The organism is Alsobacter sp. P4_H11 (assembly GCF_056400925.1).
This window is the reverse complement of sequence record NZ_JBFUKI010000002.1, coordinates 284,372-311,060: the sequence shown is the minus strand read 5'-3', so window position 1 is coordinate 311,060 and position 26,689 is coordinate 284,372. Positions and strand designations below refer to the sequence as shown.

Below are 26,689 nucleotides of genomic sequence, written 5' to 3'. Positions count from 1 at the left end.
CACGAACTCACGCTTCCCCGGGAACGCTCCGCCGTCTGGTCGCGCCTGCGTGCGCCGGTTGGGACCATCCTGAAGGTGCTCGGCCTCGCGGCCTTCGCGTTCTGGCTCATCGGCCCGCTCGTGAACCTGGCGCTCTGGAGCGTCGCCGAGCGCTGGTACACGCCCTTCAAGCTCCCGGTCACCTACGGGACGCGGTTCTGGGAGGTGGTGTTCCGCCCCAGCGGCGACGCCATGACGTCGCTCGGCACGAGCGTCGGTATCGCTCTTTTGACCGTGGTTGCGGCGCTCGCCGTCTCGGTGCCGGCCGGCTACGCGCTGGCGCGCCTCAGGCTGCCGTTCCGCACCGCCATCATGATCGCCTTCCTGCTCCCGCAGGCGTTTCCGTCCGTGGCGATCTACATCAACGTGGCGCGCATCTTCTACACGATCGGCCTCGCCGGCACGGTGCCGGGGGTGGTGCTGGTGCACGCCGCGCATGGCCTCGTCTATTCGGTCTGGATCGCCACCGCGGCCTTCGCGGCCGTTGACAAGGATCTGGAGCTCGCCGCCCGCAACATGGGCGCCGGCCCGCTGCGCGCCTTCGCGACCGTGACGCTGCCGCTGGCCGCGCCCGGCATCGTCGCGAGCGCGATCTTCGTGTTCCTGGAGTCGCTGGACGAGTTCACCGGCACCTTCTTTGTCGGCGTCCCGCAGGTCACCACCCTGCCGCTGCTGCTCTACAACGCCAGCATGGGCGGCAACTACCAGATCGCCTCCATCACGGCCCTGATCCTGCTCGTGCCGTCGGTCCTGTTCATGCTCGTGATCGAGAAATTCCTGAAGGCCGACGTCCTCGCCAAGGTCGGGCAGTAGGTCCCTTCTCCCCGTGCCGGGGAGAAGGTGGCCGAGCGCAGCGAGGTCGGATGAGGGAGCCGAAAACCCCGATGCGCTCCTGTTGATCGCAACCCCCAAAGCGCCCACCATCCCGCGATGGAAGCGTCCATGAACCAGCCGCCGCCCTTCGAGGACGTAAACCTCTTCGATCTCGACTTGCCGCTCTGGGAAGCGGTTGGACGTGCGGGCGTGAGCGCCGCCGCGCAGGCCGGGCTCGTGGCGTTCGGGCGCGAATGGGGCGCGGCCGAGCTCGCCGCCGAAGCCCGGCGCGCCAACGAGAACCCGCCGCAACTTCAGGCGCTGGACCCCCGGGGCGAGCGGCTCGACGTCGTCGAATATCACCCCTCCTACCACGCCCTACTGGCGCGCAGCATGGCGGCCGGGCTGCACGCCTCGACTTGGGACGCCGCCGCGATCGCGCCCGCCACCGGCGCGCCCCGGCCTTCCGGCCAAACACTGCGCGCCGCGCGCTTCTACATGGCCGCCCAGGTGGAAAGTGGCCACCTCTGCCCGCTCACCATGACGCATGCGAGCGTGGCCGCGCTGGCGGTCGCCCCGGACGCGCTGTCGCGCTGGCTGCCCCGCATCGTCGGCCGCGACTACGACGCCGCCTTCCGGCCCTGGTGGGAGAAAATGGCCGTCACGCTCGGCATGGGTATGACCGAGCGCCAGGGCGGCACGGACGTGCGCGCCAACACGACCTCGGCGGCGCCGGCCGGCGACCACTTTCGGATCAGCGGCCAGAAATGGTTCATGTCCGCCCCGATGTGCGATGCGTTCCTGGTGCTCGCGCAGGCGCCGGCCGGCCTGACATGCTTCCTCGTGCCGCGGTTCGAGCCCGATGGCCGCCGCAACGGGCTGCGCTTCCAGCGCCTCAAGAACAAGCTTGGCAACCGCTCCAACGCCTCCTCGGAGGTGGTGTTCGAGATGGCGTATGGCGAGCGGATCGGCGAGGAGGGACGCGGCGTCGCGACCATCCTCGGCATGGTGCAGCTGACCCGGCTCGATTGCGCCGTTTCGTCAGCCGGCCTGATGCGCACCGGCCTCGCGCATGCGGTGCACCACGCCCGCCATCGTCGCGCCTTCGGCCGCCGGCTGATCGAGCAGCCGCTCATGCGCACGGTGCTCGCCGACATGGCGCTGGAGGTCGAGGCTGCGACAGCGCTCACAATGCGGCTCGCCGCCGCGTTTGACGCCGCTCCGGACGATTCGCACGAGGCCGCGCTGGCGCGCATCTGCACGCCGGCCGCCAAATACCTCATCTGCAAGCAGGCGCCGCATCTGCTCTACGAGGCCATGGAGTGCCTGGGCGGCAATGGCTACGTGGAGGACTTCCCGCTCGCGCGCGCCTATCGGGAAGCGCCCGTGAACGCGATCTGGGAAGGCTCCGGCAACGTGATGGCGCTGGACGTGCTGCGGGCCGCCGCGCGCGATTCCGACGCGACCGCCGCCGTGCTGGACCGCCTCGGCGAGGCCGCCGGCGAACCCGGCCGCCGCGCCGCCGACGCGATCCAGGAGGCGCTACGCAGCCCCGACGCGGAGGCGCGGGGCCGGGAGATCACCGAAGGCCTGGGACGTCTCGCCGCCTTGGCGACGCTGGCCGCGGGCGATGCGCGCGTGGCCGACGCCTACGTGCAACGCCGCTTCGGCGACGGACGGGGCGCGCCCACGAGCTGGGGCGGCGCGGGCCCGTCTGCGCAGGCTGACCGGCTAATCGAGCGGGCGTTGCCGGGCTAGCGGGCGCGTCGGGACACCCGCTTTCCAGATCGTCTGGTCGGCCCAAACCCAAGAATCCCCTCATCCTGAGGAGCATCGCCCCTTTGGCGATGCGTCTCGAAGGACGAGGGACTCCAGCAAGCTCAAAAACCTGCGTTGCGACCCCTCGTTCTTCGAGACGCAGGCCCAAGGGGGCCTGCTCCTCAGGATGAGGGGCATGGAGGAGGCGGTATCGAGTTGTGGTTGGCGGGCGGCCCGCTCAGGCCGCCATCGCGAGTTCGCGGAGCTTGTCGCGCGGCGCGGCAAGAAGCGCCGACGCCCAGGCGGGATCGGCCTGCGCGTCCGGCGGGCTGACAAGCAGGATCTGGTCGGCCGAGGCCGCCAGGGCGGCGTCGGAGGGCTCGCCTGTGACGGCCGGCCCGTCGATCACCACGAGGTCGAAATGGCCCACGACCCCGTCGAAGCGCAAGAGCGCGTCGGCCGGCAGGCGCGGCGCGGCGCCGTTGCGGGCGGTGTCGACCGGCAGAAAGAACAGGCCGCCCTCCCAGTCGCCGTCCAGCGCATGGATCGGCCGCTCCCGGCCGCCGACCCGCAGCAGGCCGGGATCGCGACCGAGCCCGAAGGCGAGCGACAGCGTCGGATGAGCCGCGTTGGCGTCGATCAGCAGCACGCGCCGGCCGCAATCGGCCGCCGCCCGGGCGAGGTTCGCGGCCAGGATCGACTTGCCGGCGCGCGGCGCCAGCGAGGTCACCAGCACGGTGAAGGGCGTCGCCGCGCCGGCCTCGTCGACGATGGCCTCCGCCAGATCCTCGATCGCGACCGCATAGGGGCTGTCCGGCCGGTCCGCGACCTCCGTGAGGGTCGGCGCCGCGTCGTTCTCGTCGTCGTCGGGAGTGGATGGCGCGGCGGGTGCGGTTGGAGAGGAGGCCGGGACGGCCTCGTCGCCGGAATGCGTCGGTGCGACCGCCGCCGTCTCGCCTGTGGGGCTAGCCCCAATGGGCGCGCGATCCTCGCCAAAGGGCCCGGCCGCCGCCTGCTCGTCATGTGCAACTCTAGGTTGCATATCCGAAATAGTCCTGCGCGCGCGCACGAGGGCGGGGAGGCCCGCCAGCCCGCCCAGCAGCGCGCCAAGCGCGGCCCCGAGCGCGACCCACAGGGGCGCGCCCGCCGCCGCGGTCGCGGCGGACGGGGAGGCGGGCGCCAGCACGGTCGGGCCCGGGCCCGCATCGGCCTCCGCGGGCGCGGCCTGGCTGCGCAGCGCGCTCTCATAGGCGGCGCGCGCGGCCTCGGCCTCGCTCTCCATCGTGCGCAGCCGCGCCGTGGCGGCGTCCGGAGCCGCGGGCGCGGCGGCTGCACGCTTGGCCGCGGCCGCCTCCGCGGCCTCCGCCTGCGCGAGCTCGCCCCTGGCCGCGTCGAGCGTGCGCTTGATCTCGTCCGCGAGCGCCTTGCGGGCCTCGCGCAGCTGCTGCTGCGCGTCCGCCATCACGGGGTGGCGCGGGCCCAGGCTCTGGCGGTAGCCCGCCTCCAGGCGGGCGGCCTCGGCCGCGCGGGCGTGGAGGCGCTCCAGCGCGGGCGTGCGCGGCGCGTCGGCGTCCGGGCGCGTCGCCTGCTCGACGCGGGCGCGCGCCTCGGCGGTGCGCGCCTTCGCGAGCTGCAGCGCGTGCTGCGGGTCGGCGCCCGCGCCCGCTTCCGCGCGGGCCGCGAGCAGGCGCGTGTCGGTCTCGTACAGGCGCGTCTGCAGCGCGCTCAGGCGCGTGGCCTCGCGCACGGCCGCTGCCCGGGCCGCGTCGGCGCGAGCCTGCGCGTGCTCGGCCACGGACGCGGCCGCGATCGCGTTGGCGAGCCCGCTGGCGCCCTCGCGCGTGGGCGCGCGTACGTGCACGCGCATGAGCGCGCCGTCGCGCGCCACGCTCACGCGGTCGGCCAGCGCGCGGGCGCCCTCGGGGTCGCCCTCCTGCGCGGCGGCGCGGTCCAGCACGGGCGCGGATACGGCCACGCGCGCCAGCACGTCGTCCGCGCCCGTCAGCGCGGCCGTGGCCGTGTAGGCGTCCGGCCCGGCCGCGCGCCAGCCGGCGCCTGCTCCCGCCAGCGCGCCCGCCAACGCGAGCGCCAGCGCCCGCCATCCCGGCCGCCCACGCCCGCCCGCCCGCGTCATCTCACCCTCTCGCATCCGCAGATTGTGCGCGGGGACGCGTTGACGATTGGTTTACGTTACCGGGAGGTTACGATCTATCAGAGCAGCCGGACCATGAGGGCGCCGACGAGCACGAGCGCCGCGCCCGCGATGCGGCCGATCGAGAGCTCGCGCACGGCCAGCCCGAGCAGGCCGAACTGGTCCATCGCGAGAGCGGCCAGCAGCTGCCCCGCGATCGCGAAGGAGAACAGCGTCGCCGCGCCCAGCTTGGGCGCCAGCACGACGTTGCTGGTGACATAAAGCGTCCCTAGCGCGCCTCCGGCGACGAACAGCCAGAGCGGCGTCTTCGCGATCTCGGCCACGGGCGGCAGCCCCCGCACCAGCACGACCGCCACCAGGGCGAGCACGACCGCGCCTGCCGCGAACGAGATCGCGGCGGCCACGATGGGGCTTCCCACCCCGCGCGCCAGCTGGGCGTTGATGGCCGCCTGGATGGGCAGCGCCGTGGCGGCCAACAGGGCGATCAGCGGCAGGAGGAGCGTGGAGGGGGACATCACTTCACTCACTGACCATGTTCAGCAATTCGCGCATTGTAATAGCAGACCACAGTGTACTAATTCGGTGATGGATAATAAGAACAAATTTTCTGAAATCATGTATATCTTTTATATAAATCAACTCCGGAACAATTGACTTTCCTCCATGGATTCTATCTGAAATAAGTACCGTACCGGCCGGTTCGTTGTTGATGCTTAAGTCGCCTGCCACCCCATGCGCAATTGCATTTCGAGTTTCAATCAGATTACGAATCTGACTCAACGTCTCTAAAAGAAGATCTGATTCAGATTTTTCTAGGCGTGGGCATATGGGTGCGATCTTCGAGAGTATATCGATTCTCTTGGTAATCGGAGAGAATTTTATATAAGTCGCCTCGGAATCAACTGTATTGACAGCAAAACAATGGATAAGATCGATGTAACGCTCCATATTGCCCCAGCATGTAAGGGCAGAGCCTCTCTCTAATTCTATGTCCATTGTAATTTCGCTTTTGATTACGGGAGGAGAAATTTCCGCTCTCCCCCCGTTGAAAAAATCGCGTGTGTTACTTCAGCGTCTTCGCCTTCTCGGTCACCACATGGCTGAACGCGCCGGTCGGCTCCTTGGAGATCACCGGGTCGGAGCCGCCCGACAGCAGCGTCGCGACCGTGCGCTTGTAGTCGGCCTCGTCGAGCGTCCCGTCGGAGCCGGCCGTCAGCTTGTTGATCTCCTCCATCATGCGCGTCTGGTGCTTCTCGGTCTGGGCGCCCGAGGCGTCGTTGTCGAGCACGATCTTGGCGGCGTCCTTCGGGTTGGCGCGCGCCCACTCCCAGCCCTTCATCGAGGCCTTCACGAAGCGCGCCATCTTGTCCACGAAGGCCGGGTCCTTGAGCTTGTCCTCCAGCACGTAGAGGCCGTCCTCCGTGGTGGCGACGCCCTGCTCCTCGTATTTGAACACCACGAGGTTCTCCGGCTTGATGCCCGCGTCGATCACCTGCCAGTACTCGTTATACGTCATGGTCGAGATGCAATCGGCCTGCTTCTGCAGCAGCGGGTCGACGTTGAAGCCCTGCTTCAGCACCTTCACGCCGCCGGCCGAGCCGTCGGTCGGGATCTTGAGCTTCGCCATCCAGCTCAGGAACGGGTACTCGTTGCCGTAGAACCAGACGCCGAGCGTGCGGCCCTTGAGGTCGGCCGGCGCCTTCACGCCGGTTTCGGCCCGGCAGGTCAGCATCATGCCGGAGCGCTTGAACGGCTGCGCGATGTTGACCAGCGGCACGCCCTTCTCGCGCGATGCCAGGGCGGACGGCATCCAGTCCACGATCACGTCGGCGCCGCCGCCCGCGATCACCTGCGGGGGCGCGACGTCCGGGCCGCCCGGCTTGATGGTCACGTCGAGCCCGGCGTCCTTGTAGAAGCCCTTGTCCTTGGCCACGTAGTAGCCGCCGAACTGGGCCTGCGTGACCCATTTCAGCTGGATCGTGACCTTGTCGGCGGCCTGCGCCGCAGTGGCGGCCACCAAAGCCCCGAGCGCCAGGCCGGCGAGCATGCTGTGCTTCTTCATCGCGTATCCCTCCCGAAAGGTCGAAAAATCAGCCGGCGCGCTGCCTGTAGCTGGCGTGCCAGAACGTGGCCCGGCGCTCGGCGAGCGCCAGCAATCCATAAAACAGCGACCCGGCCAGCGCCGCGACCACGATGGTGGCCCACACCATGTCGATGTTCATGCGCCCGACCTCGGTGTTGATTCGAAACCCCATGCCGACGATGGGCGTCCCGAAGAACTCGGCCACGATGGCCCCGATCAGCGCCAGCGTGGAGTTGATCTTCAACCCGTTGAAGATGAACGGCAAGGCCGCGGGCAGGCGCAGGTTGAGCAACGTCTGGCCGTAGCTCGCCGCATAGGTCTTCATCAGGTCGCGCTCCATCGCGCCCGCCGAGGCGAGGCCCGCGACCGTGTTCACGAGCTGCGGAAAGAACGTCATGATCACCACGATGGCGGCCTTGGACTGCCAGTCGAACCCGAACCACATCACCATGATGGGGGCGACGCCGACGATCGGCAGCGCCGAGACGAGATTGCCGAGAGGCAGAAGCCCGCGCTGCAGGAACGGCGAGCGGTCGATCAGGATCGCGGCCAGGATGCCGGCGCCGCAGCCCATCAAATAGCCGGCCGTCACGCCCTTGAAGGTCTGCACGAAATCGGCCCCCAGCGTCGGCAGCGACGACCCGAACCGCGCCGCGATCGCGGAGGGCGCGGGCAGGATCACCTTCATCATCGAGGAGCCGAAGCCCCGCACGCCGCATTCCCACAGGAAGAGCAGCGTCAGGCCGAAGATAAGCGGGATGGCGAGGTTGACGAGCCGCGCCGGCCAGCCGGCCGGCAGGCGCAGCGACGCGAGCCATGCCACGGTGTGCCAGGCGCCCAGCCATACGGACACCATCGCGGCGGCGAAACCCCAGCTCGCCGCACCTTGCATTTCGGCGAGCGACCAAACCAGAACCAAGCCATACGCAAGGGCCGGGATGGCGAGCATGTCGTACCAGGAGGAGGATCGTGCGTGGCCCGGCGAGCGGTTAGAACAGCCCAGCGCCGCCAATGTGAGCAAGAGGCCCACGAGCAATCGCGCCATCATGGAGGGCTCGCCCTGACCAAAGGGCAGCAGGCTCGCACTGATCGCCGCCACCGCGCACAGGATCGCGAGCCAGTCGCGGCGGCCACTCATAGCCGGTAACCCATGCGCTTCGCCACGAGGTGGTCCGCCAGCGCCACGGCGGCGATCAGCCCACAGGCGCAAAACGCCGCCGCGAAAATGGCGGCCCAGATCTGGATGGTCTGGCCGTAATAGGAGCCCGCCAGCAGCCGCGCCCCGAAGCCGCCGTCGGCGGATTGCGTCAGCTCCGCCACCACGGTCCCGACCAGGCTGGCGGCGACGCCCACGCGCAGGCTCGCGAACAGGAACGGCGCGGAGGCGGGCAGCCGCAGCGACCAGAACACCTGCGCACGCGAGGCCGAATAGGTGCGCATGAGGTCCAGCTGCAGCGGATCGGGCGAGCGCAGGCCCTTCACCATGCCGACCGTGACGGGAAAGAACGACAGGTAGGCCGCGATGGCGGCCTTCGGGACGATGCCGGTGATGTCGAGCTGGTTCAGGATGATCACGATCATCGGGGCCAGCGCGATGATGGGAATCGTCTGCGACGCGATGATCCAGGGCATCAGCGAGCGCTCGAGGCTGCGCACGTGCACGATCAGCACCGCGAGGCCCACCCCGAGCCCGGAGCCGAACAGGAAACCCAGCAGCGTCGCCGAGAGCGTCACGCCGCCATGGTAGACGAGGCTGCGCTTGGAGCTCGGGGCCGTGTCCACCACGGTCTTCCACAACTCCTGCGCCACTTGGTGAGGCGCCGGCAACCGCGGCCGCTCCTGCGCGAGCGTGCCGGCCACGAGCTCGCCCGTGGTCCACGTCTTCTGCCCGGCATTGTCGAAGGCCGAGCGCTGCAGGTCGGCGTTCATCCCGACCGCGGCGACGTACCACAACGCCACGGTGGCGGCGCAGACGGCCAGGATGGGGCCGAGATGCCCGGCCCAGAGGGCCGCGAGGGGGCGCTTCAAAGCCGCGCGCTCCAGGTCGGGCCGGGCGCAATGGCCGACGCCCCACCCTCTCCGTCATCCCCGGCGACCTGCGCAGCAGGTCGGGAAGGGGATCCAGGCGACTGGGCGCCTTGCTGGTTAAGCAGGTTGGACAGGCGAGCGCGCGGCCCCTGGATCCCCTTCCCCTGCGCGGCTTCGCCGCTCCGGCCGGGGATGACGGCGGAGAATTGGCTACCAGCCTCAGTCATAAGAATGCCCCTCGCGCAGGCCCTGGCGGACGCGGTTGGCGATGGCGAGGAATTCGGGGGTTTCGCGGATGTCGAGCGTCCTGTCGCGCGGGAAGTCGCAGGGGATGATCTCGTGGATGCGGCCCGGCCGGGGCGACATCACGACGATGCGGGTGGACAGGAACACGGCCTCGGGGATCGAGTGCGTGACGAACACCACCGTCTTGCGGGTGAGGTCCCACAGGCGCAGCAGCTGCTCGTTGAGCTTGTCGCGGACGATCTCGTCCAGCGCGCCGAAGGGCTCGTCCATGAGCAGCAGGTCGGGATCGAATGACAGCGCCCGCGCGATGGAGGCGCGCTGCTGCATGCCGCCCGAAAGCTGCCACGGGAACTTGCGCTCGAAGCCTTCCAGGTTCACCAGCGCGAGATTGCGGGCGACCCGCTCGCGCCGGTCGTCGCGCGAGAAGCCCATGATTTCAAGCGGCAGCCCGACATTGCCGGCGATGGACCGCCACGGATACAGCGCCGGCGCCTGGAACACGTAGCCGTAGGAGCGCTTCAGGCGGGCGTCATGCGGGCTGACGCCGTTCACGGTGATCGATCCGGACGTGGCGGTCTCGAGATCCGCGATCACGCGCAGCAACGTGGTCTTGCCGCAGCCCGACGGCCCGATCAGCGACACGAACTCGCCGCGCTCGATGGCGAGGTCGATGCCCGACAAGGCCTGCACGGCCCCATCCGCGGCCGCATAGGTGAGCGACAGGTCGCGGGCCTGGATGACGGTGTCGCTCACGGCTGCTTGGCTTTTCTCATCGAAGTTTCGCGTCACTCTGCCCGCACCTCGCCGTCATTGCGAGCGGAGCGAAGCAATCCAGCTGATGCTGGGCAAGCAGGCTCGGAGCCCTCCGCCCGGCGCCTGGATTGCCGCGTCGCTTCGCTCCTCGCAATGACGGCGAGGCGGTGGAGAGAGTAAACCTCACCGCGCCACGGCGCGGTCGGCCGTGAGGGCCTTGAAGGTGCGCAGGGCCTGGGCGTCGGCCGGGAAGGGGGAGCGGGGGACGAAGCGGCCGCGGCCGCGCTGGCCGGTGAGCTTGCCGTCCTGCCACACGCATTCGCCGCGCGAGAAGGTGTAGCGCGGGGTGGCGCTGACTTTCATGCCCTCGAAGACGTTGTAGTCGATCGCCGACTGCTGGGTCTTGGCCGAGATGGTCTTGCCGGCCTTCGGGTCCCAAACGACGATGTCCGCCTCGGCCCCCTGCTGGATCACGCCCTTGCGGGGGTAGAGGTTGAGGATGCGGGCGATGTTGGCCGAGGTGGCGGCCACGAACTCGTTCATGGTGAGCCGGCCGGTCTCGACGCCCTTTGTCCACAGCACCGAGAGCCGGTCCTCCAGCCCGCCGGTGCCGTTCGGGATCTTGGTGAAGTCGCCCATGCCGAAGCGCTTCTGTTCGGTCGTGAACGCGCAGTGGTCGGTCGCGACCACCTGCAGCGAGCCGGCGCGCAGACCGTTCCAGAGGTCGTCCTGGTGCTTCTTGTTGCGGAAGGGCGGCGACATCACCCGCTGGGCGGCGTGGTCCCAATCCGGGTTGGCGTATTCGCTGTCGTCCAGTGTCAGGTGCTGCACCAGCGGCTCGCCATAGACGCGCTGGCCGTTGGCGCGGGCGCGGGCCACCGCCTCATGCGCCTCGATGGACGAGACATGGACGATGTAGACCGGGCAGCCGGCCGCGTCCGCGATCATGATCGCCCGGTTGGCGGCCTCGCCCTCCACGCTCGGCGGGCGCGAATAGGCGTGGCCCTCCGGGCCCGTGATGCCGTCCTTGAGCAGTTTCTGCTGGAGGGCCGCCACGAGGTCGCCGTTCTCGGCGTGGACGAGCGGCATGGCGCCGAGCTCGGCGCAGCGCTGGAACGAGGCGAACATCTCCTCGTCGTTCACCATCAGCGCGCCCTTGTAGGCCATGAAGTGCTTGAATGTGGTGACGCCCTTCTCGACCACCTTGCCCATGTCGGCGCGGACCTGGTCGTTCCAGTAGGTGATGCACATGTGGTAGGCGTAGTCGGCGTAGGCGGTCTCGGACTTCTTCTCCCACTCGGCCCAGGCGTCGAGCAGCGGCTGGCCGTTTCCCGGAATGCAGAAGTCCACCACCATGGTGGTGCCGCCCGACAGCGCCGCGCGCGTGCCGCTCTCCCAGTCATCCGCCGTGGTGGTGCCCATGAACGGCATCGACAGGTGCGTATGCGGATCGATGCCGCCCGGAAACACGAAGCAGCCCTCGGCGTCCACCGTCGTGTCGCCCGAGAGGCCGTCGCCCACCGCCTTGATGTGCTCGCCCTCGATCAGCACGTCCGCCTTCCAGGTGCGGTCGGCGTTGACGACGGTTCCGTTCTTGATGAGCGTCGACATGGGCGGCTCCTGGATGGCGGTGCGTTGAGAGATGAGGGCAAGCAATCCCAAGCGCTAAGGCTTAGGTCGCCCATGTTGGGCGTCTACGATCCCCTCATCCTGAGGAGCGTCGCCCCTTGGCGATGCGTCTCGAAGGACGAGGGTTTCCAGTGGGCTCGGTCGTGGTGCGGTCTGGACCCCTCGTCCTTCGAGACGCCAGGCGAAGACGCCTGGCTCCTCAGGATGAGGGGCTTGGGAGGGGTCGGGATACCCGGCCTCACGGGACGATCTCGGCCTTGCTGAGCGCGGCCTGCAGCAGCACGTTGGCGCCGGCGGTGGCCCATTCGGGCTTGATGTCCTCGGTTTCGTTGTGGCTGATCCCGTCCACGCAGGGCGTGAAGATCATGGCGGTCGGGGCCACGCGGGCGATGTAGCAGGCGTCGTGGCCGGCGCCGGACACGATGTTGCGGTGCGTGTAGCCGAGCTTGGTCGCGGCCTCGCGCACGGCGGCCACGCAGCTCTCCTCGAAGGCGACGGGCGGGTAGTAGAAGATCTGCTTCGTGTCCTGCTCGAGCCCGATGGCGGCGCAGATCTCCGCGACGCCGGCGTGCAGCGCCTGATCCATGCCGGCCAGCACGGAATCGTCCGGGCAGCGGAAGTCGATCGTCATCCAGACCTGCCCGGGGATGACGTTGCGGGAGTTCGGGTAGGGGTTGAGCATGCCCACGGTCGCGACCGCATTGGGCGCGTTGGCGAGGCCGATCCGGTTGACGAGCTCGACCACGCGGGCCGCGCCCAACAGCGCGTCCTTGCGCACCGGCATGGGTGTGGAGCCGGCGTGGCTCTCAAAACCCGTCAGGGTGATCTCGTACCAGCGCTGGCCCTGGCCGTGGGTGACGACGCCGATGTCGAGGTTCTCGTCCTCGAGGATCGGGCCCTGCTCGATGTGCAGCTCGAAGAACGCGTGGATGGGCCGGCCGCCAACCGGCAGCTCGCCCTGGAAGCCGATGCGCTGGAGCTCGTCGCCCAGCGTTTTGCCCTCGGAATCGGTGCGCGAATAGGCGAATTCCTCGGTGTATTCGCCCGCGAACACGCCGGACGACACCATCGCGGGGGCGAAGCGCGAGCCCTCCTCGTTAGTCCAGTTGGCGACCTCGATGGGGTGCTTCGTGCGGATGTTCAGGTCCTTCAGCGTGCGCACCACCTCCAGCGCGCCGAGCACGCCTAGCACGCCGTCGAACTTGCCGCCGGTGGGCTGGGTGTCGAGGTGGCTGCCGAGCATCACGGGCGGGAGCGTGTCGTCCACGCCGGGGCGGCGGGCGAACATGTTGCCCATCCGGTCCACCGAGACGGTGCAGCCGGCCTCCTCGCACCAGCGGGTGAAGAGCTCGCGGCCCTGCTTGTCGAGGTCGGTCAGGGTAAGGCGCTTGCAGCCGCCCTTGGGCGTGGCGCCGATCTGCGCCATCTCCATGAGGCTGTCCCACAGCCGCGCGCCGTCGATGCGCACATTGCCGAGTTCGGCGCCGGCTCCGCTCATCTGCTGATCCCCTCTCGGCGGCCAAGATGGCCGCGGCGACTGACGCCGCATGCGCACGCGTGGGCTGATTTTTGTCTCCCGCACCCGCGAAGTCGAGGCTATTATGGGCCTGACCGTTTGGTCAACATTGGCCCGACGCCCGAAGCGGGTCTTTTCCCGGAGGAACCGCGTGGGGGCATCCAGCACCGCAACCAGGCCGCGCGGCGTCGCCCGGGAGGAGAACGAGCGGTTGATCCTGGAGGCCGCCGAGGCGGAGTTCGCCGAGCTGGGCTTCAAGGGCGCGACCACGGCCGCGATCGCCGCACGGGCCGCGCTGCCCAAGGCCAACGTGCACTATTATTTCCCCAGCAAGGACGACCTCTACCGCGCCGTGATGGCGCGCGTGCTGGACCGCTGGCTGGCGGCGGCGTCGTCCTTTGACGACAGCGACGATCCCGCCGATGCGCTCACGCGCTACATCGCCGCCAAGATGGAGTTGTCGCGCACCATGCCGCTCGGCTCGCGCATCTTCGCCAGCGAAATCATGCGCGGCGCGCCCGCAATCGCGGACCACCTGGAGACCACGCTCGCCGCCTGGGTGGCCGACCGCGGCGCCATCGTGCGGCGCTGGATCGCGGAGGGAAAGCTCGCCCCTGTCGATCCCAAGGTGCTGTTCATGATGATCTGGGCGACCACCCAGCACTACGCCGATTTCGCCCGCCAGATCGAGGTGCTGAACGGCGGCCGCCCGCTCAGCGACGCTCATTTCGCCGACGCGACCCGGCAGGTCGCGCAGACCATCCTGCGCGGGGTGCTTAAATAGGGGTCGAGCCACCCCCTCCCGCCGTCATCCCCGGCGGCGCGCAGCGCCGGGAAGGGGATCCAGGGCAGCCGCGCCTATGGCTCCTGGATCCCCTTCCCCTCCACGCCTCCGGCGTTCCGGCCGGGGATGACAGTTGACGGTTTTGCGCCCTGGCTGGCAGCCCTCGAGGGCTGCCGCCGCCTTACCGCCCGCCCGTGACGTTGTAGACCGCGCCCGTCACGTAGGACGCCTCGTCGGACAGCAGGAACAGGATGATGTTGGCGACCTCGTCGGCCGTTCCGGCGCGGCCGATCGGCACGGAGGGGCCGAGCTTCTCGAGGCGGCCGCCGAGGCCGGAGGACTCGTGGATCTCGGTCTCGATCAGGCCCGGCGCCACAGCGTTGACGCGCACGCCCTCCTTGCCGACTTCGCGCGCGAGGCCGAGCGTGAAGCTGTCGATCGCCGCCTTGGAGGCCGCGTACCAGACGAAATTGTCCGGCGAGCCGATCCACACCGCCGCCGAGGAAAGGTTGACGATAGAGCCGCCCGCGCCGCCATGCCGCTGCGACAGGCGCCGCACGCCCTCCTGGGCGACCAGGATCGCGCCCGTCACGTTGATGTCGATCACGCGGCGGATCTCGGCCGGGTCGGCCTCGTCGAGGCGGCTCGCCTTGCCGGTGACGCCGGCGTTGTTCACCAGACCGTCGATGCGACCCATGCGGGCGTCGACCTCCGCGAACACGCGGCTGATGTCGGCGTCCAGCGCCATGTCGCCCTGGAAGATCTCGGCCTTCGCGCCGGCCGCCCGGCAGGCCTGCGCGGTCGCCTCCGCGGCGGCTTTGTTGCCCGCATAGTTGATCGCGAGGTCGTAGCCGCGGGACGCGGCGAGGCGCGCGACCGCGGCCCCGATGCCGCGGCTGCCGCCGGTGATGAGAAGCAACGGACGCTTGGCCATGAGGGCTCCCTGATCGCTGCGTGCGGTTGGTCCGGACGCTGGTTCTTGAAAGTGAAAGGGCCCCGCCTCGCCGGCAGGGCCCCCGTTTGTCAGCTCTTCACCGCGCCGGCCGTGAGGCCGCCGACCATGTACTTCTTCACCGCGTAATACATGGCGGCGGGCGGCAGGGCGTAGATCAGGCCCGTGGTCATCAGCAGCTCCCAGGGCGAATCGTCAGCCGCCAGGAAGTTGCCGAGCGCCACCGGCAGCGTGATCGTCGAGTCCTTGGACAGGAGCAGGAACGCGTAGAGATACTCGTTCCAGGCCAGCAGCACCGCATAGGTGCCCACCGCCACCAGCGAGGGCAGCATCAGCGGGATGTAGACCAGCCGGAAGAGCTGCATCGGCGTCGCCCCGTCCATGATGGCGGCTTCGTCGAGCTCGGCCGGCAGCTTGTCGGAAGCCTGCTTCAGCACCCAGATCGCATAGGGCGACGCGATCGTCACCATCGCGAGGATCAGCGCCCACTGGCTGTTCAGCAGCCCGTAGAGGCCCATGGTCCGGTACATCGGCACGGCCAGGAACGCGGCCGGAATGAAATAGGTGAACAGCGCCATGTTGAGCACCGTCCGCCCGCCCTTCACCTTCAGGCGCGAGATCGAGAACGCCGCGAAGGTGGCGACCAGCAGCGTCAGCGCGCCGGTCGCGGCCGCGATGAACACCGAGTTGAACAGCTGCTGCCAGAACAGATGGAGAAAATAGTGCTTCTGGCCGAACACGACCTCGAAGTTGCGCAGGGTCGGGTTCTTGGGCCACAGCGCGCCCGAGAAGGCGGACTGCTTGTCCGAGAACGCGAACAGGCACAGGTGGTAGATCGGCAGCAGCGTCCAGATCAGCACCGGGATGCCGACCAGCAGCAGCTTGGCCTCGTTGGTGGCGGTCCGAAAGAAGGTTTTCACGGGCTCAGGCCTTCACTTCGAGAGACGCTTCATCATCACGTAGACGAGCGGCAGGATGATCGGCAGGGCGCACACGATGGTGGCCATCGAGAGGTCGACCTGGTCGAGCCGCAGGTAGCGGATCCCGAGCGTCGCCAGCACATGCGTGAGGTCGGCCGGTCCGCCGCCGGTGAGCAGGTAGACGCTGTTGAAGTCGCCCAGCGTCCAGATCATCGAGAGGATCGTGCAGGTCAGGTAGAGCTGCTGCATCGACGGCCAGGTGATGAACCGGAACTTCTGCAGGTTGCTGGCGCCGTCCACGGACGCGGCCTCGTAGAGGTCGTTCGAGATCGCCAGGCGGCCGGCGAGCAGGATCAGCGTCCAGAACGGCAGCGACTTCCAGATATGCATCAGGATCGAGAGAAACAGCGCAAGCTGCGGGTCGTTCAACCAGTTCGGGCCGTCATCGCCGGTGAGGCGAAAGATGAGCTGGTTGATGACGCCCCATTCGGGGTTGAGCATGAACCGGACCGACAGGATGGTCGGTATCGACGGCACCGCCCAGGGCAGGATGAAGATCACCGAGAGGGCCTTCACCCATTTGCGCTCGTTCATGAAGAACCCTGACAGCAGCAGGGCCACGACCATCTTCAGGTTGATGCCGATGATCAGGAACGCGAGCGTGTTGAAGATCGACCGGATGAAGATCGGGTCGTTGAACAGGTGGACATAGCTCTCCGGCTTGTGGGCGAGCCAGAACGCGTAGAACACCGGGTAGACGACAAACAGCGCGAAGATCAGCAGGTAGGGGGCCACCATCAGGATGCCCCAGAACTGCCAGGAGGTCATGCCCTGCTTCTCGGGGGCGACGACGCCGGCGTGGGGGTCGGAGAGGCTTGCGGTGGTCATCGTGGGGGCCCTTGTGAAAGCGGCGGTCGCCCGGGTCAGGCGGCCACCGTTAAGTTTTTTCGTTTCCGTCGGCCGAGAGTTCCGGCCGATCCGATGCTCCAAGGCCCTCATCCTGAGGAGCCATGCGCAGCAGGGCGTCTCGAAGGACGAGGGGTCCAGATCGCTGGACCTTTGAAGCCCACTGGAAACCCTCGTCCTTCGAGACGCATCGCCAAGCGGCGATGCTCCTCAGGATGAGGGTATTCTGGTGTATTGCCGGGCGCTCAGACCCTGATGGATTCCAAGCGCCTGGACAGGCTCTCGGGAGGGTTGCTCCCGAGAGCCGTGGTCGTCGGCTCAGCTGCCGGCGACTTCCTTGATGCGGGCGATCAGCTCGTCCGTGGCCTTCTCGACCGGCACCTTCTCGTTGACGATGCGGTTGGCGGCCTTGGCCCAGACGTTCTCGTTGTTCAGCACGGTGAACTTGTAGTTCTTGGTGAACTCGAACGTCACGGTGCCGGACTTGTACTGGTTGTAGACCGACTTGCGATGCGGGTCAGCCTGCCAGAACGGGCTCTCCTGCCCGGCCTTGGTCACCGAGAACCAGCGGCCGAGAGCGCCTTCCACGTAAGGCTTCAGGTTGTCTTCCTGCAGCAGGAAGGCCACGAAGTCCTTGGCGAGCTTCTTCTGCTTGGCCTGCTCGAACACCACGCCCACCTTCACGGCGGTGCGGTACTTCATCGGCGAGCCGTCCGGCTTGTTCGGGAAGCCGGCCGTGCGGATCAGGCTGTCGTAGTTCTTCTTCGCCTGGTCGCGCTGTTCCTGGGTCAGGGTCGCGTTGTTGGCGTCGTCGAGCCACTTGGCGGCGATCGAGATGGTGGCGTTGTGGGTCAGCACCGTCGTCTTGTTGTGGAAGGCGACGTTGTTGTCCGGGTCCTTCCAGGACGTGGCCGACGGCGGCACGCAGCCCTTGGTGTAGGGAGCCGTGTAGTCCGACAGGGCGCCCATCAGGCCCTTCTTGACGTTCGGGTCGTCGAGCAGGAGCTTGCCGTTGTCGTCGACCAGCTTGACGTTATAGGCGTCCATGAAGGTCAGGAACGAGTAGAAGCTGTCCGACGAATCGACGCCCAGCGGCTGGCCGATGCCATACGCGCGCGTGCCCGAAGCCTTGCGGAAGCCGGGCTGGACCTTGTCGCACCAGAAGTTCCAGTAGCCGGACCAGTCCTTCGGAATGTCGCTTTCCTTGAAGCCGGCCTGCTCGAGCATGTCGATCCAATACTCGATATGCATCGTCTGCTGCTTGAGCGGGAAGGCGTAGTAGGCCTGCTTCTTGGTCTTGTCGTTGTAGAGCCAGGTGGTCTCGACCGTGTTGGGGGCGAACTGGCCCTTCAGCGGCTCGATCACGCTCGAGATGTCCTCGAGGCGTCCTTCGAACGCCCACTTGGCCGCGACCTGGAAGTCGTACACGTCGGCATAGGCCACGTCCGGCGGGCTGCCGGCGTCCAGCGCCGAGACCGTCTTCGGGATCATGTCCTGCACGGCGTACTGGGACAGGTCCACTTTCACGCCGGACTTGGCCTCGAACTTCTTGATGGCCTCGAAGAGCGCGTCGTCCTCGGCCTTGTAGAAGCCCTTCACCCACCACACGGTGAGCTTTTCCTGGGCGAACGCCTGTCCGCCGGCGGCCAGCAAGGCCGCGGACGCGACGGCGCCCATGATAACTTTCTTCATCGTTCCCTCCCAAAGGGTCCCATGCTTGTGCCGGGGTCGTTGGCCGCCGATGGGGCGCGAAACGGCGCGCTTCTCGGCGGAGCCTGCGGGTTGCAACCGCAGATGGCCCCTCTCGACCGGCTGGCCGCACTCTAAGCGTATCGAACCGATTAAGTCCAGACCGGCTGCACGGCTGCCATGCGTCTGGCGCGGCATTGCGGGTAATTTCGGGTAAAAACGACCGCGAAGCGAGCCGCTCCGTGATCGTTGTTTCGGAACGACCGCACATGTATCGATTGAATAAGGCCGCACCGCTTGTCGGCCGCCTTGGAGGATGCGTCCCGTGCCTGAGCCGACCGGCCCCATCGCGATCTATGTCGACGCGGACGCCTGCCCGGTGAAGGCCGAGATCTACAAGGTCGCGGAGCGCCACCGGCTGAAGGTCTTCGTGGTCGCCAACAGCTTCATGCAGATCCCGCGCGACCCGATGATCGAGCGCGTGCTGGTGGCCGCCGGCCCCGACGCCGCCGACGACTGGATCGCGGAGCGCGCCGCGCGCGGGGCCATCGTGATCACGGCCGACATCCCGCTGGCGAGCCGCTGCATCAAGGCCGGCGCCGACGTGATCGGCCCCACCGGCAAGCCCTTCACGACCGACTCGATCGGCATGGCGCTCGCCACCCGCAATCTGATGGAGGATTTGCGCTCCACCGGCGAAGTCACGGGCGGCCCAAGGCCCTTCGCCGCCAAGGACCGCTCGACGTTTTTATCAGCGCTCGACCTCGCCATCGTCCGCCTGAAGCGAGCGGGCTTCGGGGGCTAGGCGCGCTCTCGCAATGATGTCAGGGTGTTCCGAACGCAGAAACCCCAGAGCAGCGTAAGGCCGGCGCGTCGACGCACCTCGCCGTCATTGCGAGCGCCAGCGAAGCAATCCAGTCTAACTGCCGGGCGATAGGCTGGATTGCTTCGCCTCCGGCTCGCAATGACGGGAGGGTGTCTCGGACGTTTCAGCCCATCGCCATGGGCCATGGGCCGAGATGGCGCCCGGTCCCCTGGATCCCCTTCCCGGCGCTTTGCGCCGCCGGGGATGACGGAGAGATTAGAGCTCTTGTGCGGGGATACGGAACGCGGCCCCTAGAAAAACAGCCAGGTGATCGCCCCGAACAGCGGCATCAGGATCACGATCGTCCAGCCCATGTAGCCGAAGAAGCTCGGCATCTTGACGCCGCCCTGCCGGGCGATGGCGTAGACCATGAAGTTCGGCGCGTTGCCGATATACGTGTTCGCGCCCATGAACACGGCGCCGAGCGAGATGGCCGCCAGCGTGGAGGCGAGCGGGCCCATGAGCCGGGCCGGGTCGCCGCCCGCGAGCTCGAAGAACACCAGATAGGTGGGCGCGTTGTCGAGAAACGACGACAGGATGCCGGTGAGCCAGAAATAGGCGGCCGGCGACGGCGAGCCGTCCGGTCGCGTCACCAGCCCGACCAGCGGCGCGAACACGCCGTCGCGGCCGGCCTGCAGCATCGCGATCACCGGGATGATGCAGGTGAAGATGGCGGCGAAGAGCTTGGCCACTTCGAGGATTGGCTCCCACTGGAAATCGTTGGCGCGGCGGTGCTCGGGCCGCGTCACCGCGATCGACACGCAACCCACCACCACCATGGTGAGGTCCCGCAGCACGTTCTGCAGCGGCAGGTGGACGCCCAGCACATTGAGCTCGATCCCGGGCTTCCACAGCCCGCTCAGCAGGATGGCGGCGACCGCCACGGCGATCAGCGCGAGGTTCACCGTGCCGTGCAGCCGGATGGGCTTGTCGGGCGTGGGATCGCGCATCGCCCGGAAGGCGGCGTCGCGACGGTAGAACCACAGGTCAATGGCCAGGAACAGCGCCAGCAGCACGCCCACGGCGAACAACGTCTCGGGCCACAGCGTCTTGCCGGTCCAGAAGAAGTCGACGCCGCGCAGGAAGCCGAGGAACATCGGCGGATCGCCGAGCGGCGTCAGCGAGCCGCCGATGTTGGACACCAGGATAATGAAGAACACGAAGACGTGGACGTTGTGCAGCCGGTTGTCGTTGGCGCGCAGCAGCGGCCGGATCAGGATCATCGACGCGCCCGTGGTGCCGATCACGCTCGCCATAGCGGAGCCGGCGCCGAGCAGGCCGGCGTTCATCAGCGGCGACCCGTGGATGTTGCCCGCCACCACGATGCCGCCCGCCGCCGTGAACAGGGCGAACAGCATCAGGATGAACGGCATGTACTCGGTGAGCAGCGTATGCAGGATCGCGCCCGACGCGACGCCGACCCCCTGCGTGAGCAGCAGCGGCACGGCCGCGAGCAGCGACCAGCCGAGCGCGATCTTGCCGTAATGGGCGTGCCACGCATGGGCGAAGAGCAACGGCCCGAGCGCGATCGACAGGAGGATGCCCGCGAAGGGCAGGGCCCAGACGATCCCGAGCCTGGCGCCCTCGAGGCCCTCCGCCGCGAAAGCCGGGGCGGCTTGCAGCACGAGCATCGGGAGGGCGGCGAGAAGCGTCCGGGGTATCATGCAGGGTCCTTCACGGTGGGGGCGCGGCCATTGAACAGGATTGCAGAGTAGCCAACAACGTCCCGCCGATTGAAAGAGGTTAAGGCGCGTTAAGGTTCTGTTCAGGACGTTGGCCGCACGCTATGGCTTCCAGGCCTTGCGTCGATCGGTGGAACATGTGCCGCTTTCTCGCCTACCGGGGTGAACCGGTCTTCATGGAAGACCTCGTGAGCGCCCCGTGCCACTCGCTCGTGCACCAGTCGCTGCACGCCGAGGAGGCCAAGACCGGCACCAACGGCGACGGCTTCGGCATCGGCTGGTACGCGACCCGGCCAGAGCCGGGCGTGTACCGCGAGCTGCGGCCGGCCTGGTCGGACGAGAACCTCCAGTCGCTCTGCGCGCAGGTGCGTTCGGGCCTGTTCTTCGCGCATGTGCGCGCCGCCACCGGCACCGCGACCACGCGGGCCAATTGCCACCCCTTCGTGCAGGGGCGGTGGATGTTCATGCACAACGGCCAGATCGGCGGCTACCACACGGTGCGGCGCAAGCTGGAGGCCATGATCCCGGACGCGCTCTACGAGGCGCGCGGCGGCACCACGGACAGCGAGGCCATCTTCCTGGCCGCGCTGGCGGATGGGCTGGAGGAGGATCCCGTCGGCGCGATGGCCCGCACGGTGTCGCGCGTCGCCGCCCTGATGCAGGCCGCCGGCGTGCGCGAGGCGCTGCGCTTCACGGCGGCGCTCACGGACGGCGAGGATCTCTACGCTTTCCGCTGGGCCAGCGACGGCAAGCCCGCCACGCTCTACTGGCGCGACCTCGGCGACCGGCTGATCATCGTGTCCGAGCCGCTGGACCGGGCCCAGCCCGGCTGGCTGGAAGTGCCGCGCTCCTGCGTGCTCACGGCCCGCAAGGGCGCGCAGCCCGCGCTGCAGTGCATGGACGAGGCGATCACGCGCGCGGCGGCTTGAGAGCCGCGGGCCTGAGAGCTAGATCGCGCCCAGCCGGTAGAACGCCGTCGCGTTGCCGCCGAAGATCGCCAGCCGTTCGCCGGCGCTGCATGCGGCCGTGAGCTCCTCGGCGGCGTCCACCCAGCGCCGGTAGCCGGACGCCAGCGTGCACACCGGCCAATCGGAGCCCCATAGCAGCCGGCCGGGGCCGAAGCACTCCATGAGATGGTCCACATAGGGCCGCAGCTTGTCGACGGACCAGTCCGGCCCCGCCTCGGTGACGAGCCCCGACAGCTTGCACAGCGCCCGCGTGTCGCGCGCCAGCGCCCGCATGTCCTTCGCCCACTCGTCGAACTCGCCGGCCCGGATGCGCGGCTTGGCGCCGTGGTCGATCACGACCCGCAGCTCCGGATAGCGGCCCAGCAGGGCCAGCAGGTTGGGCAGGTGCTCGGGCTTCACCAGCGCGTCGAAGGCGAGGTCGTGCGCCACCAGGCTGCGGAACGCCCAGTCGAGCTCCTGCTTCAGCATCCAGTCCACGTCCGGGATGTCCTGGATCATGGGCCGGAAGCCCTTGAGCTTCTTGTGCCGGGCGAGCCGGTCCACATGCGCCAGGGCGTTCGGGTCGGCGAAGTCCACCCAGCCGACCACGCCGAGCACCCAGTCGGTCGCGTCCGCCAGCCCGAGCATGTACTCGGTCTCCTCCACGGTCGGGGCGGCCTGCACCAGCACGGTGCCGCCGACGCCGGTCTCCTCGATCAGGAACTCCAGGTCGTCGGGGCCGAACGGCCGGTACAGCGTCTGCAGCTCCGGCGTGAGCCAGCCATAATCGCCGCGGCTGGGGTTCCAGAAGTGCTGGTGCGAGTCGATTCGAAGCGTCATGGGGCCACTGTCCGCGCGCAAATGAGGCTGGGCGATGGCCGCGGGGGTCGGCCGCAAGGAATGGGCGTCTGGCGCTAATCAGGGCGAACGACGCCCTTCTTCAGCAGAATATTGCCATAAAGCCGCGTTTCCCCGCTCACCACCACGGCGAAGGCCTTCCGGACGCGCTCATAGAACGCGAAGCGCTCCAGCGAGGCCAGCCGGAAGGATGCACCCTCGCGTGCGACGATCACGCGACGGAACTCGTCGAAGATCGGCATCTCGGCCCCGGCGTCGCCCACCACCTCCATGCGCCACGCCGCTTCCGGAACGAAGTCGTCCAGCGGCAGCACCGACAGCACGGCGTCCAGCACCCGCGTCGCCGGGAGGCCGTCGAGCCGGATCACCGGCCGGCCCATGGCGGCGGCCGGAAAATTCGTGTCCACGATCGCGATGTCGTCGCCGTGTCCCATGGCGCGCAGCGTGGCCAGCAGGTCGGGCCCGAGAATGGGATCCAATCCCTTGAGCATGTCGTTCCCCCCGGCGACGGCGCCGGCTCCATTCGGCGAGCCGCGGCCTTTCCGCCTCAATCGCGTGCATGTTAGGAAGCCTGCCCGCGCGTCCGCAATCACTATCGCCAAGTTTCAGGAGAAGCCCCCCATGGCGTCCAAGCTCGACCAGCTCAAGTCCATGACCGTCGTGGTGGCGGACACCGGCGACATCGAGGCCATCCGGGCCTTCAAGCCGACCGATTGCACCACCAACCCGTCGCTGATCCTCAAGGCCGCCCAGATGCCCGCTTATGCGGGGCTCGTCGACGAGGCGGTGAACTGGGGCCGTCGCCAGGGCTCGGGCGACGCCGCCGTGTCCGCCATCGCGGACCGCCTCGCGATCACGTTCGGCGCGGAGCTGAGCAAGATCGTGCCCGGCCGCGTCTCCACCGAGGTGGACGCGGATCTCTCCTTCGACACGCAGGCCTCCGTCGCCAAGGGCCGCGGCATCATCAAGGCCTATGAGGAGCGGGGCGTCAGCCGCGACCGCATCCTGATCAAGATCGCCTCCACCTGGGAGGGCATTCGCGCCGCCGAGATCCTCCAGGCCGAGGGCATCGACTGCAATCTCACGCTGCTGTTCTCGCTCGTGCAGGCGGCCGCCGCCGCGGAGGCTAAGGCCTTCCTGATCTCGCCCTTCGTGGGCCGCATCCTGGATTGGCACGCCAAGGCCGAAGGCCGCGCCTTCACGGCCGAGGAAGACCCAGGCGTGCTCTCCGTGCGCAAGATCTACAGCTACTACAAGCGCCACGGCTACGAGACGGTCGTGATGGGCGCGTCCTTCCGCAACATCGGCGAGATCGAGGCGCTGGCCGGCTGCGACCGCCTCACCATCGCGCCCGCGCTGCTGCAGGAACTCGCCGCCGACGAGGGAACGCTGGCCCGCAAGCTCGATCCCGACACCGCCGGCCGCTCCGGCGACGAGCGCATCGCCACCGACGAGCCCAGCTTCCGCTTCGCCCTCAACGAAGACCCGATGGCGACCGAAAAGCTCGCCGAAGGCATCCGCCAGTTCGCCAAGGACATGCGCGCCCTGCACGCCGTGATCGCGCAGAAGCTCGCGCAGGCCGCGTAGGGCGGGGTTGCCCCGGAGACACTTGGGGCCACCACAATCCCCTCATCCTGAGGAGCAGGCCCGCTCGGGCCTGCGTCTCGAAGGACGAGGGACTCCAGCCCGTTTGAACGGCTGAGCGCTCTGGACCCCTCGTCCTTCAAGACGCCATGCGCGGCATGGCTCCTCAGGATGAGGGGCGTTGAGGTGCTCCCGCATCGGCATAATCACACAACAGCGGCCGCGCCCCGAAGGGCGCAGCCGTATATTTCTCTCCCGACGAACGGGATCCCGCTCAGCCCGGGAACGTGTAGGCCGTCTTCACCGTGGTGTAGAACTCGCGCGCATAGGCGCCCTGTTCGCGCGAGCCGTAGCTCGAGCCCTTCCGGCCGCCGAACGGCACGTGGTAGTCCACGCCCGCGGTCGGCAGGTTCACCATGATCATGCCGGCCTCGCTGTTGCGCTTGAAGTGCGAGGCGTATTTCAGGCTGGACGTGCAGATGCCGGACGACAGCCCGAACTCGGTGTCGTTGGCCATGGCCAGCGCCTCGTCGTAGCTCTGCACCCGGATCACGTTCGCGACCGGCCCGAAGACCTCCTCGCGCGAGATGCGCATGTCGTTGGTGGTCTCGGTGAACAGCGCCGGCTGCAGGTAGAAGCCGGGGGTCTCGCGGTTCAGGAGCTCGCCGCCCCAGGCCAGCTTGGCCCCTTCTTCCTTGGCGATGCCGATATATTTCAGGTCCTGGTCGAGCTGGCCTTGGTCCACCACCGGGCCGATATGGGTGCCGGGCTTCAGGGCGTCGTCGATCACGAGACCCTTGAGGCGCTCCACGCAGGCTTCCACGAACTTGTCATGGATGCCGGCCTGCACGATGAGCCGCGACGAGGCCGTGCAGCGCTGGCCGGTGGAGAAGAAGGCGCCGTTCACGGCCACTTCCACTGCGACCTTGAGGTCGGCGTCGTCCAGCACCACGAGCGGGTTCTTGCCGCCCATCTCGAGCTGCAGCTTCTTCATGCGGGTTCCGCCGATGGCGGCCGCCGCGACCTTGCGGCCGGTCGGCACCGAGCCCGTGAACGTGATGGCGTCCACGTCCTTGTGGTCGAGAATGACCTGGCCGACTTCCGAGCCGCGGCCCATCACGAGGTTCAGCACGCCCTTGGGCAGGCCGGCGCGGTTGAGGATGTCGACGATCGCCCAGGAGCAGCCGGGCACGAGGTCGGCGGGCTTGATCACCACGCAGTTGCCGTAGGCCAGCGCCGGCGCGATTTTCCAGGACGGGATCGCGATGGGGAAGTTCCAGGGCGTGATCATGCCGATCACGCCGACCGGCTCGCGCGTCATGTCGACTTCGACGCCCGGGCGCACGGAGGCGAGCTTCTCGCCCGAGAGCCGCAGGCACTCGCCGGCGAAGAACGCGAAGATCTGCCCGGCGCGCACGGTCTCGCCGACGCCCTCGGCCAGGGTCTTGCCCTCTTCGCGCGACAGGAGCCGGCCGAGCTCGTCCTTGCGGGCCAGGATTTCGTCCGAGGCCTTCTTCAGGATCTCGTAGCGTTCCTGCGGGGTGGAGCGCGCCCAGGCCGGGAACGCGGCCTTGGCTGCCGCGATGGCCTCCTCGGCCTGCTGCTTGGAGGCGCGCACATACTCGCCCACCACGTCCTTGGTGTTGGACGGGTTGATGTTGGGATTGACGGAGGCGCCTTCGACCCACTCGCCGGCGATGAGATTCTTGAAGGGTGCGTTCATGGCGATGTCCTGTATGTGGTCCAAGGATTGACGAGAGTAAGTTCAAGTCCGGCGAAATCGCGCTCGTTCCGGGTGACGAGCGGCATGCCATGTTTCAGTGCGATGGATGCAATTTGCAGGTCCAAGGCAGGCTTTTCGGCGCCGGCTTTACGCAGACGCGCTCTAAGACGGCCCCAGATCATCGCAGCGTCCCGGTCGTACTGCAGAATGCGGCCGTCGAATAGTTGCACGAGGCGTTCGAACCAGAGCTGGAATTCCCGCTTCCGCCGTCCGGCGGGCAAGCTCTCGATTCCGAACGCGACCTCTCCGATCGTCACTGACGACGTATACAGCTGGTCGAAAGCCTGGGTCGCCATCCATTGCTGAACGGCGGCCTCGGCGCCCAAGCGGCCGAACTCTCCGACGACGTTCGTGTCCAGCAGCAGCATGGTCAGAAAGCAAAGTCGCGATCGGGCGGCAGTGTGTCGCGACCGAAGTCGAGCGGCTCGCCTTCCGGTATCAAGGTCTGCAGGTCGCGATACACGTCCAGCGCCGTCGGCCCCGCCGCCGACTGATTTCGAACGATCTGCCGCAACGCTTCGGCTGCCTCGCCTTGCTGCCGCAAGATTTCCGCCGCGCGACGGATTACCGGCGCGTCGCTTTCCCGAACCGTCACTTCCACCCTGCGAACGCCCCGGGAGGCCGCGCGCTCACGATGGTTCTTGACGCGCTGGGGAGTTGTCACGAGCTTGTCCTCGATTATTCCGGATACGTTACCGGAAC

General features: G+C 68.1%; 25 protein-coding genes. 6 read left to right on the top strand and 19 right to left on the bottom strand.

Going from position 1 to position 26,689, the window contains the following annotated elements; genetic code table 11:
• The first annotated feature begins 66 nt into the window (after positions 1 to 66).
• On the top strand, positions 67 to 852 hold the full coding sequence (locus AC1DSZ_RS04830; RefSeq protein ID WP_476837421.1) for an ABC transporter permease: 786 nt from the start codon (positions 67 to 69) through the stop codon (positions 850 to 852).
• A gap of 129 nt (positions 853 to 981) precedes the next feature.
• On the top strand, positions 982 to 2,610 hold the full coding sequence (locus AC1DSZ_RS04825; protein WP_476837241.1) for an acyl-CoA dehydrogenase family protein: 1,629 nt from the start codon (positions 982 to 984) through the stop codon (positions 2,608 to 2,610).
• A 238-nt stretch (positions 2,611 to 2,848) separates the two neighbouring features.
• On the opposite strand, the gene AC1DSZ_RS04820 is transcribed toward AC1DSZ_RS04825, so the two are convergent.
• From AC1DSZ_RS04820 to AC1DSZ_RS04780, 9 genes are all read right to left on the bottom strand, one after another.
• Positions 2,849 to 4,744 carry a P-loop NTPase family protein gene (locus tag AC1DSZ_RS04820; RefSeq protein ID WP_476837240.1) on the bottom strand — a complete coding sequence of 632 codons (1,896 nt, stop codon included), beginning with the start codon at positions 4,742 to 4,744 and terminating at the stop codon, positions 2,849 to 2,851.
• A gap of 77 nt (positions 4,745 to 4,821) precedes the next feature.
• Complete coding sequence (locus AC1DSZ_RS04815) at positions 4,822 to 5,277, bottom strand: DMT family transporter (protein WP_476837239.1); 456 nt, start codon at positions 5,275 to 5,277, stop codon at positions 4,822 to 4,824.
• 4 nt (positions 5,278 to 5,281) lie between these two features.
• The gene (locus tag AC1DSZ_RS04810; RefSeq protein ID WP_476837238.1) at positions 5,282 to 5,758 is read right to left on the bottom strand and encodes a hypothetical protein; all 477 of its coding nucleotides are present in this window, start codon (positions 5,756 to 5,758) and stop codon (positions 5,282 to 5,284) included.
• A 67-nt stretch (positions 5,759 to 5,825) separates the two neighbouring features.
• Positions 5,826 to 6,824: an ABC transporter substrate-binding protein gene (locus AC1DSZ_RS04805; RefSeq protein WP_476837237.1), complete on the bottom strand. Its 999-nt coding sequence runs from the start codon at positions 6,822 to 6,824 to the stop codon at positions 5,826 to 5,828.
• 28 nt (positions 6,825 to 6,852) lie between these two features.
• The gene (locus AC1DSZ_RS04800) at positions 6,853 to 7,983 is read right to left on the bottom strand and encodes an ABC transporter permease (RefSeq protein WP_476837236.1); all 1,131 of its coding nucleotides are present in this window, start codon (positions 7,981 to 7,983) and stop codon (positions 6,853 to 6,855) included.
• The gene (locus AC1DSZ_RS04795) at positions 7,980 to 8,873 is read right to left on the bottom strand and encodes an ABC transporter permease (RefSeq protein ID WP_476837235.1); all 894 of its coding nucleotides are present in this window, start codon (positions 8,871 to 8,873) and stop codon (positions 7,980 to 7,982) included. The genes AC1DSZ_RS04800 and AC1DSZ_RS04795 overlap by 4 nt, the downstream gene beginning before the upstream one ends.
• A 219-nt stretch (positions 8,874 to 9,092) precedes the next feature.
• Positions 9,093 to 9,908 carry an ABC transporter ATP-binding protein gene (locus AC1DSZ_RS04790; protein WP_476837234.1) on the bottom strand — a complete coding sequence of 272 codons (816 nt, stop codon included), beginning with the start codon at positions 9,906 to 9,908 and terminating at the stop codon, positions 9,093 to 9,095.
• 147 nt (positions 9,909 to 10,055) lie between these two features.
• Positions 10,056 to 11,483 (bottom strand): dihydropyrimidinase, encoded by a 1,428-nt coding sequence (hydA, locus tag AC1DSZ_RS04785; protein ID WP_476837233.1) that lies wholly within the window; start codon positions 11,481 to 11,483, stop codon positions 10,056 to 10,058.
• A 256-nt stretch (positions 11,484 to 11,739) separates the two neighbouring features.
• Positions 11,740 to 12,999 (bottom strand): Zn-dependent hydrolase, encoded by a 1,260-nt coding sequence (locus AC1DSZ_RS04780; protein ID WP_476837232.1) that lies wholly within the window; start codon positions 12,997 to 12,999, stop codon positions 11,740 to 11,742.
• A gap of 169 nt (positions 13,000 to 13,168) precedes the next feature.
• Here AC1DSZ_RS04780 and AC1DSZ_RS04775 point away from each other — a divergent pair, with 169 nt between their 5' ends.
• Positions 13,169 to 13,801, top strand: a complete 633-nt coding sequence (locus tag AC1DSZ_RS04775) for a TetR family transcriptional regulator C-terminal domain-containing protein (protein ID WP_476837231.1) — start codon at positions 13,169 to 13,171, stop codon at positions 13,799 to 13,801.
• Positions 13,802 to 13,982: 181 nt separating this feature from the next.
• Here the strand turns inward: AC1DSZ_RS04775 and AC1DSZ_RS04770 are convergent, their stop codons facing one another.
• From AC1DSZ_RS04770 to AC1DSZ_RS04755, 4 genes are all read right to left on the bottom strand, one after another.
• Positions 13,983 to 14,735: an SDR family oxidoreductase gene (locus AC1DSZ_RS04770; RefSeq protein ID WP_476837230.1), complete on the bottom strand. Its 753-nt coding sequence runs from the start codon at positions 14,733 to 14,735 to the stop codon at positions 13,983 to 13,985.
• A gap of 89 nt (positions 14,736 to 14,824) precedes the next feature.
• Positions 14,825 to 15,673: a carbohydrate ABC transporter permease gene (locus AC1DSZ_RS04765; protein WP_476837229.1), complete on the bottom strand. Its 849-nt coding sequence runs from the start codon at positions 15,671 to 15,673 to the stop codon at positions 14,825 to 14,827.
• 12 nt (positions 15,674 to 15,685) lie between these two features.
• Positions 15,686 to 16,501: a carbohydrate ABC transporter permease gene (locus AC1DSZ_RS04760; RefSeq protein ID WP_371875772.1), complete on the bottom strand. Its 816-nt coding sequence runs from the start codon at positions 16,499 to 16,501 to the stop codon at positions 15,686 to 15,688.
• A gap of 396 nt (positions 16,502 to 16,897) precedes the next feature.
• Positions 16,898 to 18,271 carry an ABC transporter substrate-binding protein gene (locus AC1DSZ_RS04755; RefSeq protein WP_476837228.1) on the bottom strand — a complete coding sequence of 458 codons (1,374 nt, stop codon included), beginning with the start codon at positions 18,269 to 18,271 and terminating at the stop codon, positions 16,898 to 16,900.
• Between the two features lie 313 nt (positions 18,272 to 18,584).
• Here AC1DSZ_RS04755 and AC1DSZ_RS04750 point away from each other — a divergent pair, with 313 nt between their 5' ends.
• On the top strand, positions 18,585 to 19,073 hold the full coding sequence (locus AC1DSZ_RS04750; protein WP_476837227.1) for a YaiI/YqxD family protein: 489 nt from the start codon (positions 18,585 to 18,587) through the stop codon (positions 19,071 to 19,073).
• Between the two features lie 311 nt (positions 19,074 to 19,384).
• On the opposite strand, the gene AC1DSZ_RS04745 is transcribed toward AC1DSZ_RS04750, so the two are convergent.
• On the bottom strand, positions 19,385 to 20,797 hold the full coding sequence (locus AC1DSZ_RS04745) for a sodium:proton antiporter (RefSeq protein WP_476837226.1): 1,413 nt from the start codon (positions 20,795 to 20,797) through the stop codon (positions 19,385 to 19,387).
• A gap of 155 nt (positions 20,798 to 20,952) precedes the next feature.
• Here AC1DSZ_RS04745 and AC1DSZ_RS04740 point away from each other — a divergent pair, with 155 nt between their 5' ends.
• Positions 20,953 to 21,744, top strand: a complete 792-nt coding sequence (locus AC1DSZ_RS04740; RefSeq protein WP_476837225.1) for a class II glutamine amidotransferase — start codon at positions 20,953 to 20,955, stop codon at positions 21,742 to 21,744.
• Between the two features lie 18 nt (positions 21,745 to 21,762).
• Here the strand turns inward: AC1DSZ_RS04740 and AC1DSZ_RS04735 are convergent, their stop codons facing one another.
• Both AC1DSZ_RS04735 and AC1DSZ_RS04730 read right to left on the bottom strand, forming a co-directional pair.
• The gene (locus AC1DSZ_RS04735; RefSeq protein WP_476837224.1) at positions 21,763 to 22,602 is read right to left on the bottom strand and encodes an amidohydrolase family protein; all 840 of its coding nucleotides are present in this window, start codon (positions 22,600 to 22,602) and stop codon (positions 21,763 to 21,765) included.
• A 74-nt stretch (positions 22,603 to 22,676) separates the two neighbouring features.
• On the bottom strand, positions 22,677 to 23,111 hold the full coding sequence (locus AC1DSZ_RS04730) for an RbsD/FucU family protein (RefSeq protein ID WP_476837223.1): 435 nt from the start codon (positions 23,109 to 23,111) through the stop codon (positions 22,677 to 22,679).
• Between the two features lie 130 nt (positions 23,112 to 23,241).
• On the opposite strand from AC1DSZ_RS04730, the gene tal reads away from it, so the two are divergent.
• Positions 23,242 to 24,207 (top strand): transaldolase, encoded by a 966-nt coding sequence (tal, locus tag AC1DSZ_RS04725; protein WP_476837222.1) that lies wholly within the window; start codon positions 23,242 to 23,244, stop codon positions 24,205 to 24,207.
• Positions 24,208 to 24,478: 271 nt separating this feature from the next.
• Here the strand turns inward: tal and AC1DSZ_RS04720 are convergent, their stop codons facing one another.
• From AC1DSZ_RS04720 to AC1DSZ_RS04710, 3 genes are read right to left on the bottom strand one after another with little or no spacing between them, the layout of a single operon-like run.
• Positions 24,479 to 25,927 carry an aldehyde dehydrogenase family protein gene (locus AC1DSZ_RS04720; RefSeq protein WP_476837221.1) on the bottom strand — a complete coding sequence of 483 codons (1,449 nt, stop codon included), beginning with the start codon at positions 25,925 to 25,927 and terminating at the stop codon, positions 24,479 to 24,481.
• The gene (locus AC1DSZ_RS04715; protein WP_476837220.1) at positions 25,924 to 26,355 is read right to left on the bottom strand and encodes a PIN domain-containing protein; all 432 of its coding nucleotides are present in this window, start codon (positions 26,353 to 26,355) and stop codon (positions 25,924 to 25,926) included. Before AC1DSZ_RS04715 ends, AC1DSZ_RS04720 begins: the two co-directional genes overlap by 4 nt.
• Positions 26,356 to 26,357: 2 nt before the next feature.
• Entirely contained in the window at positions 26,358 to 26,651 is a 294-nt protein-coding gene (locus AC1DSZ_RS04710; protein WP_476837219.1) for a hypothetical protein, read from the bottom strand.
• Positions 26,652 to 26,689 lie beyond the last annotated feature (38 nt).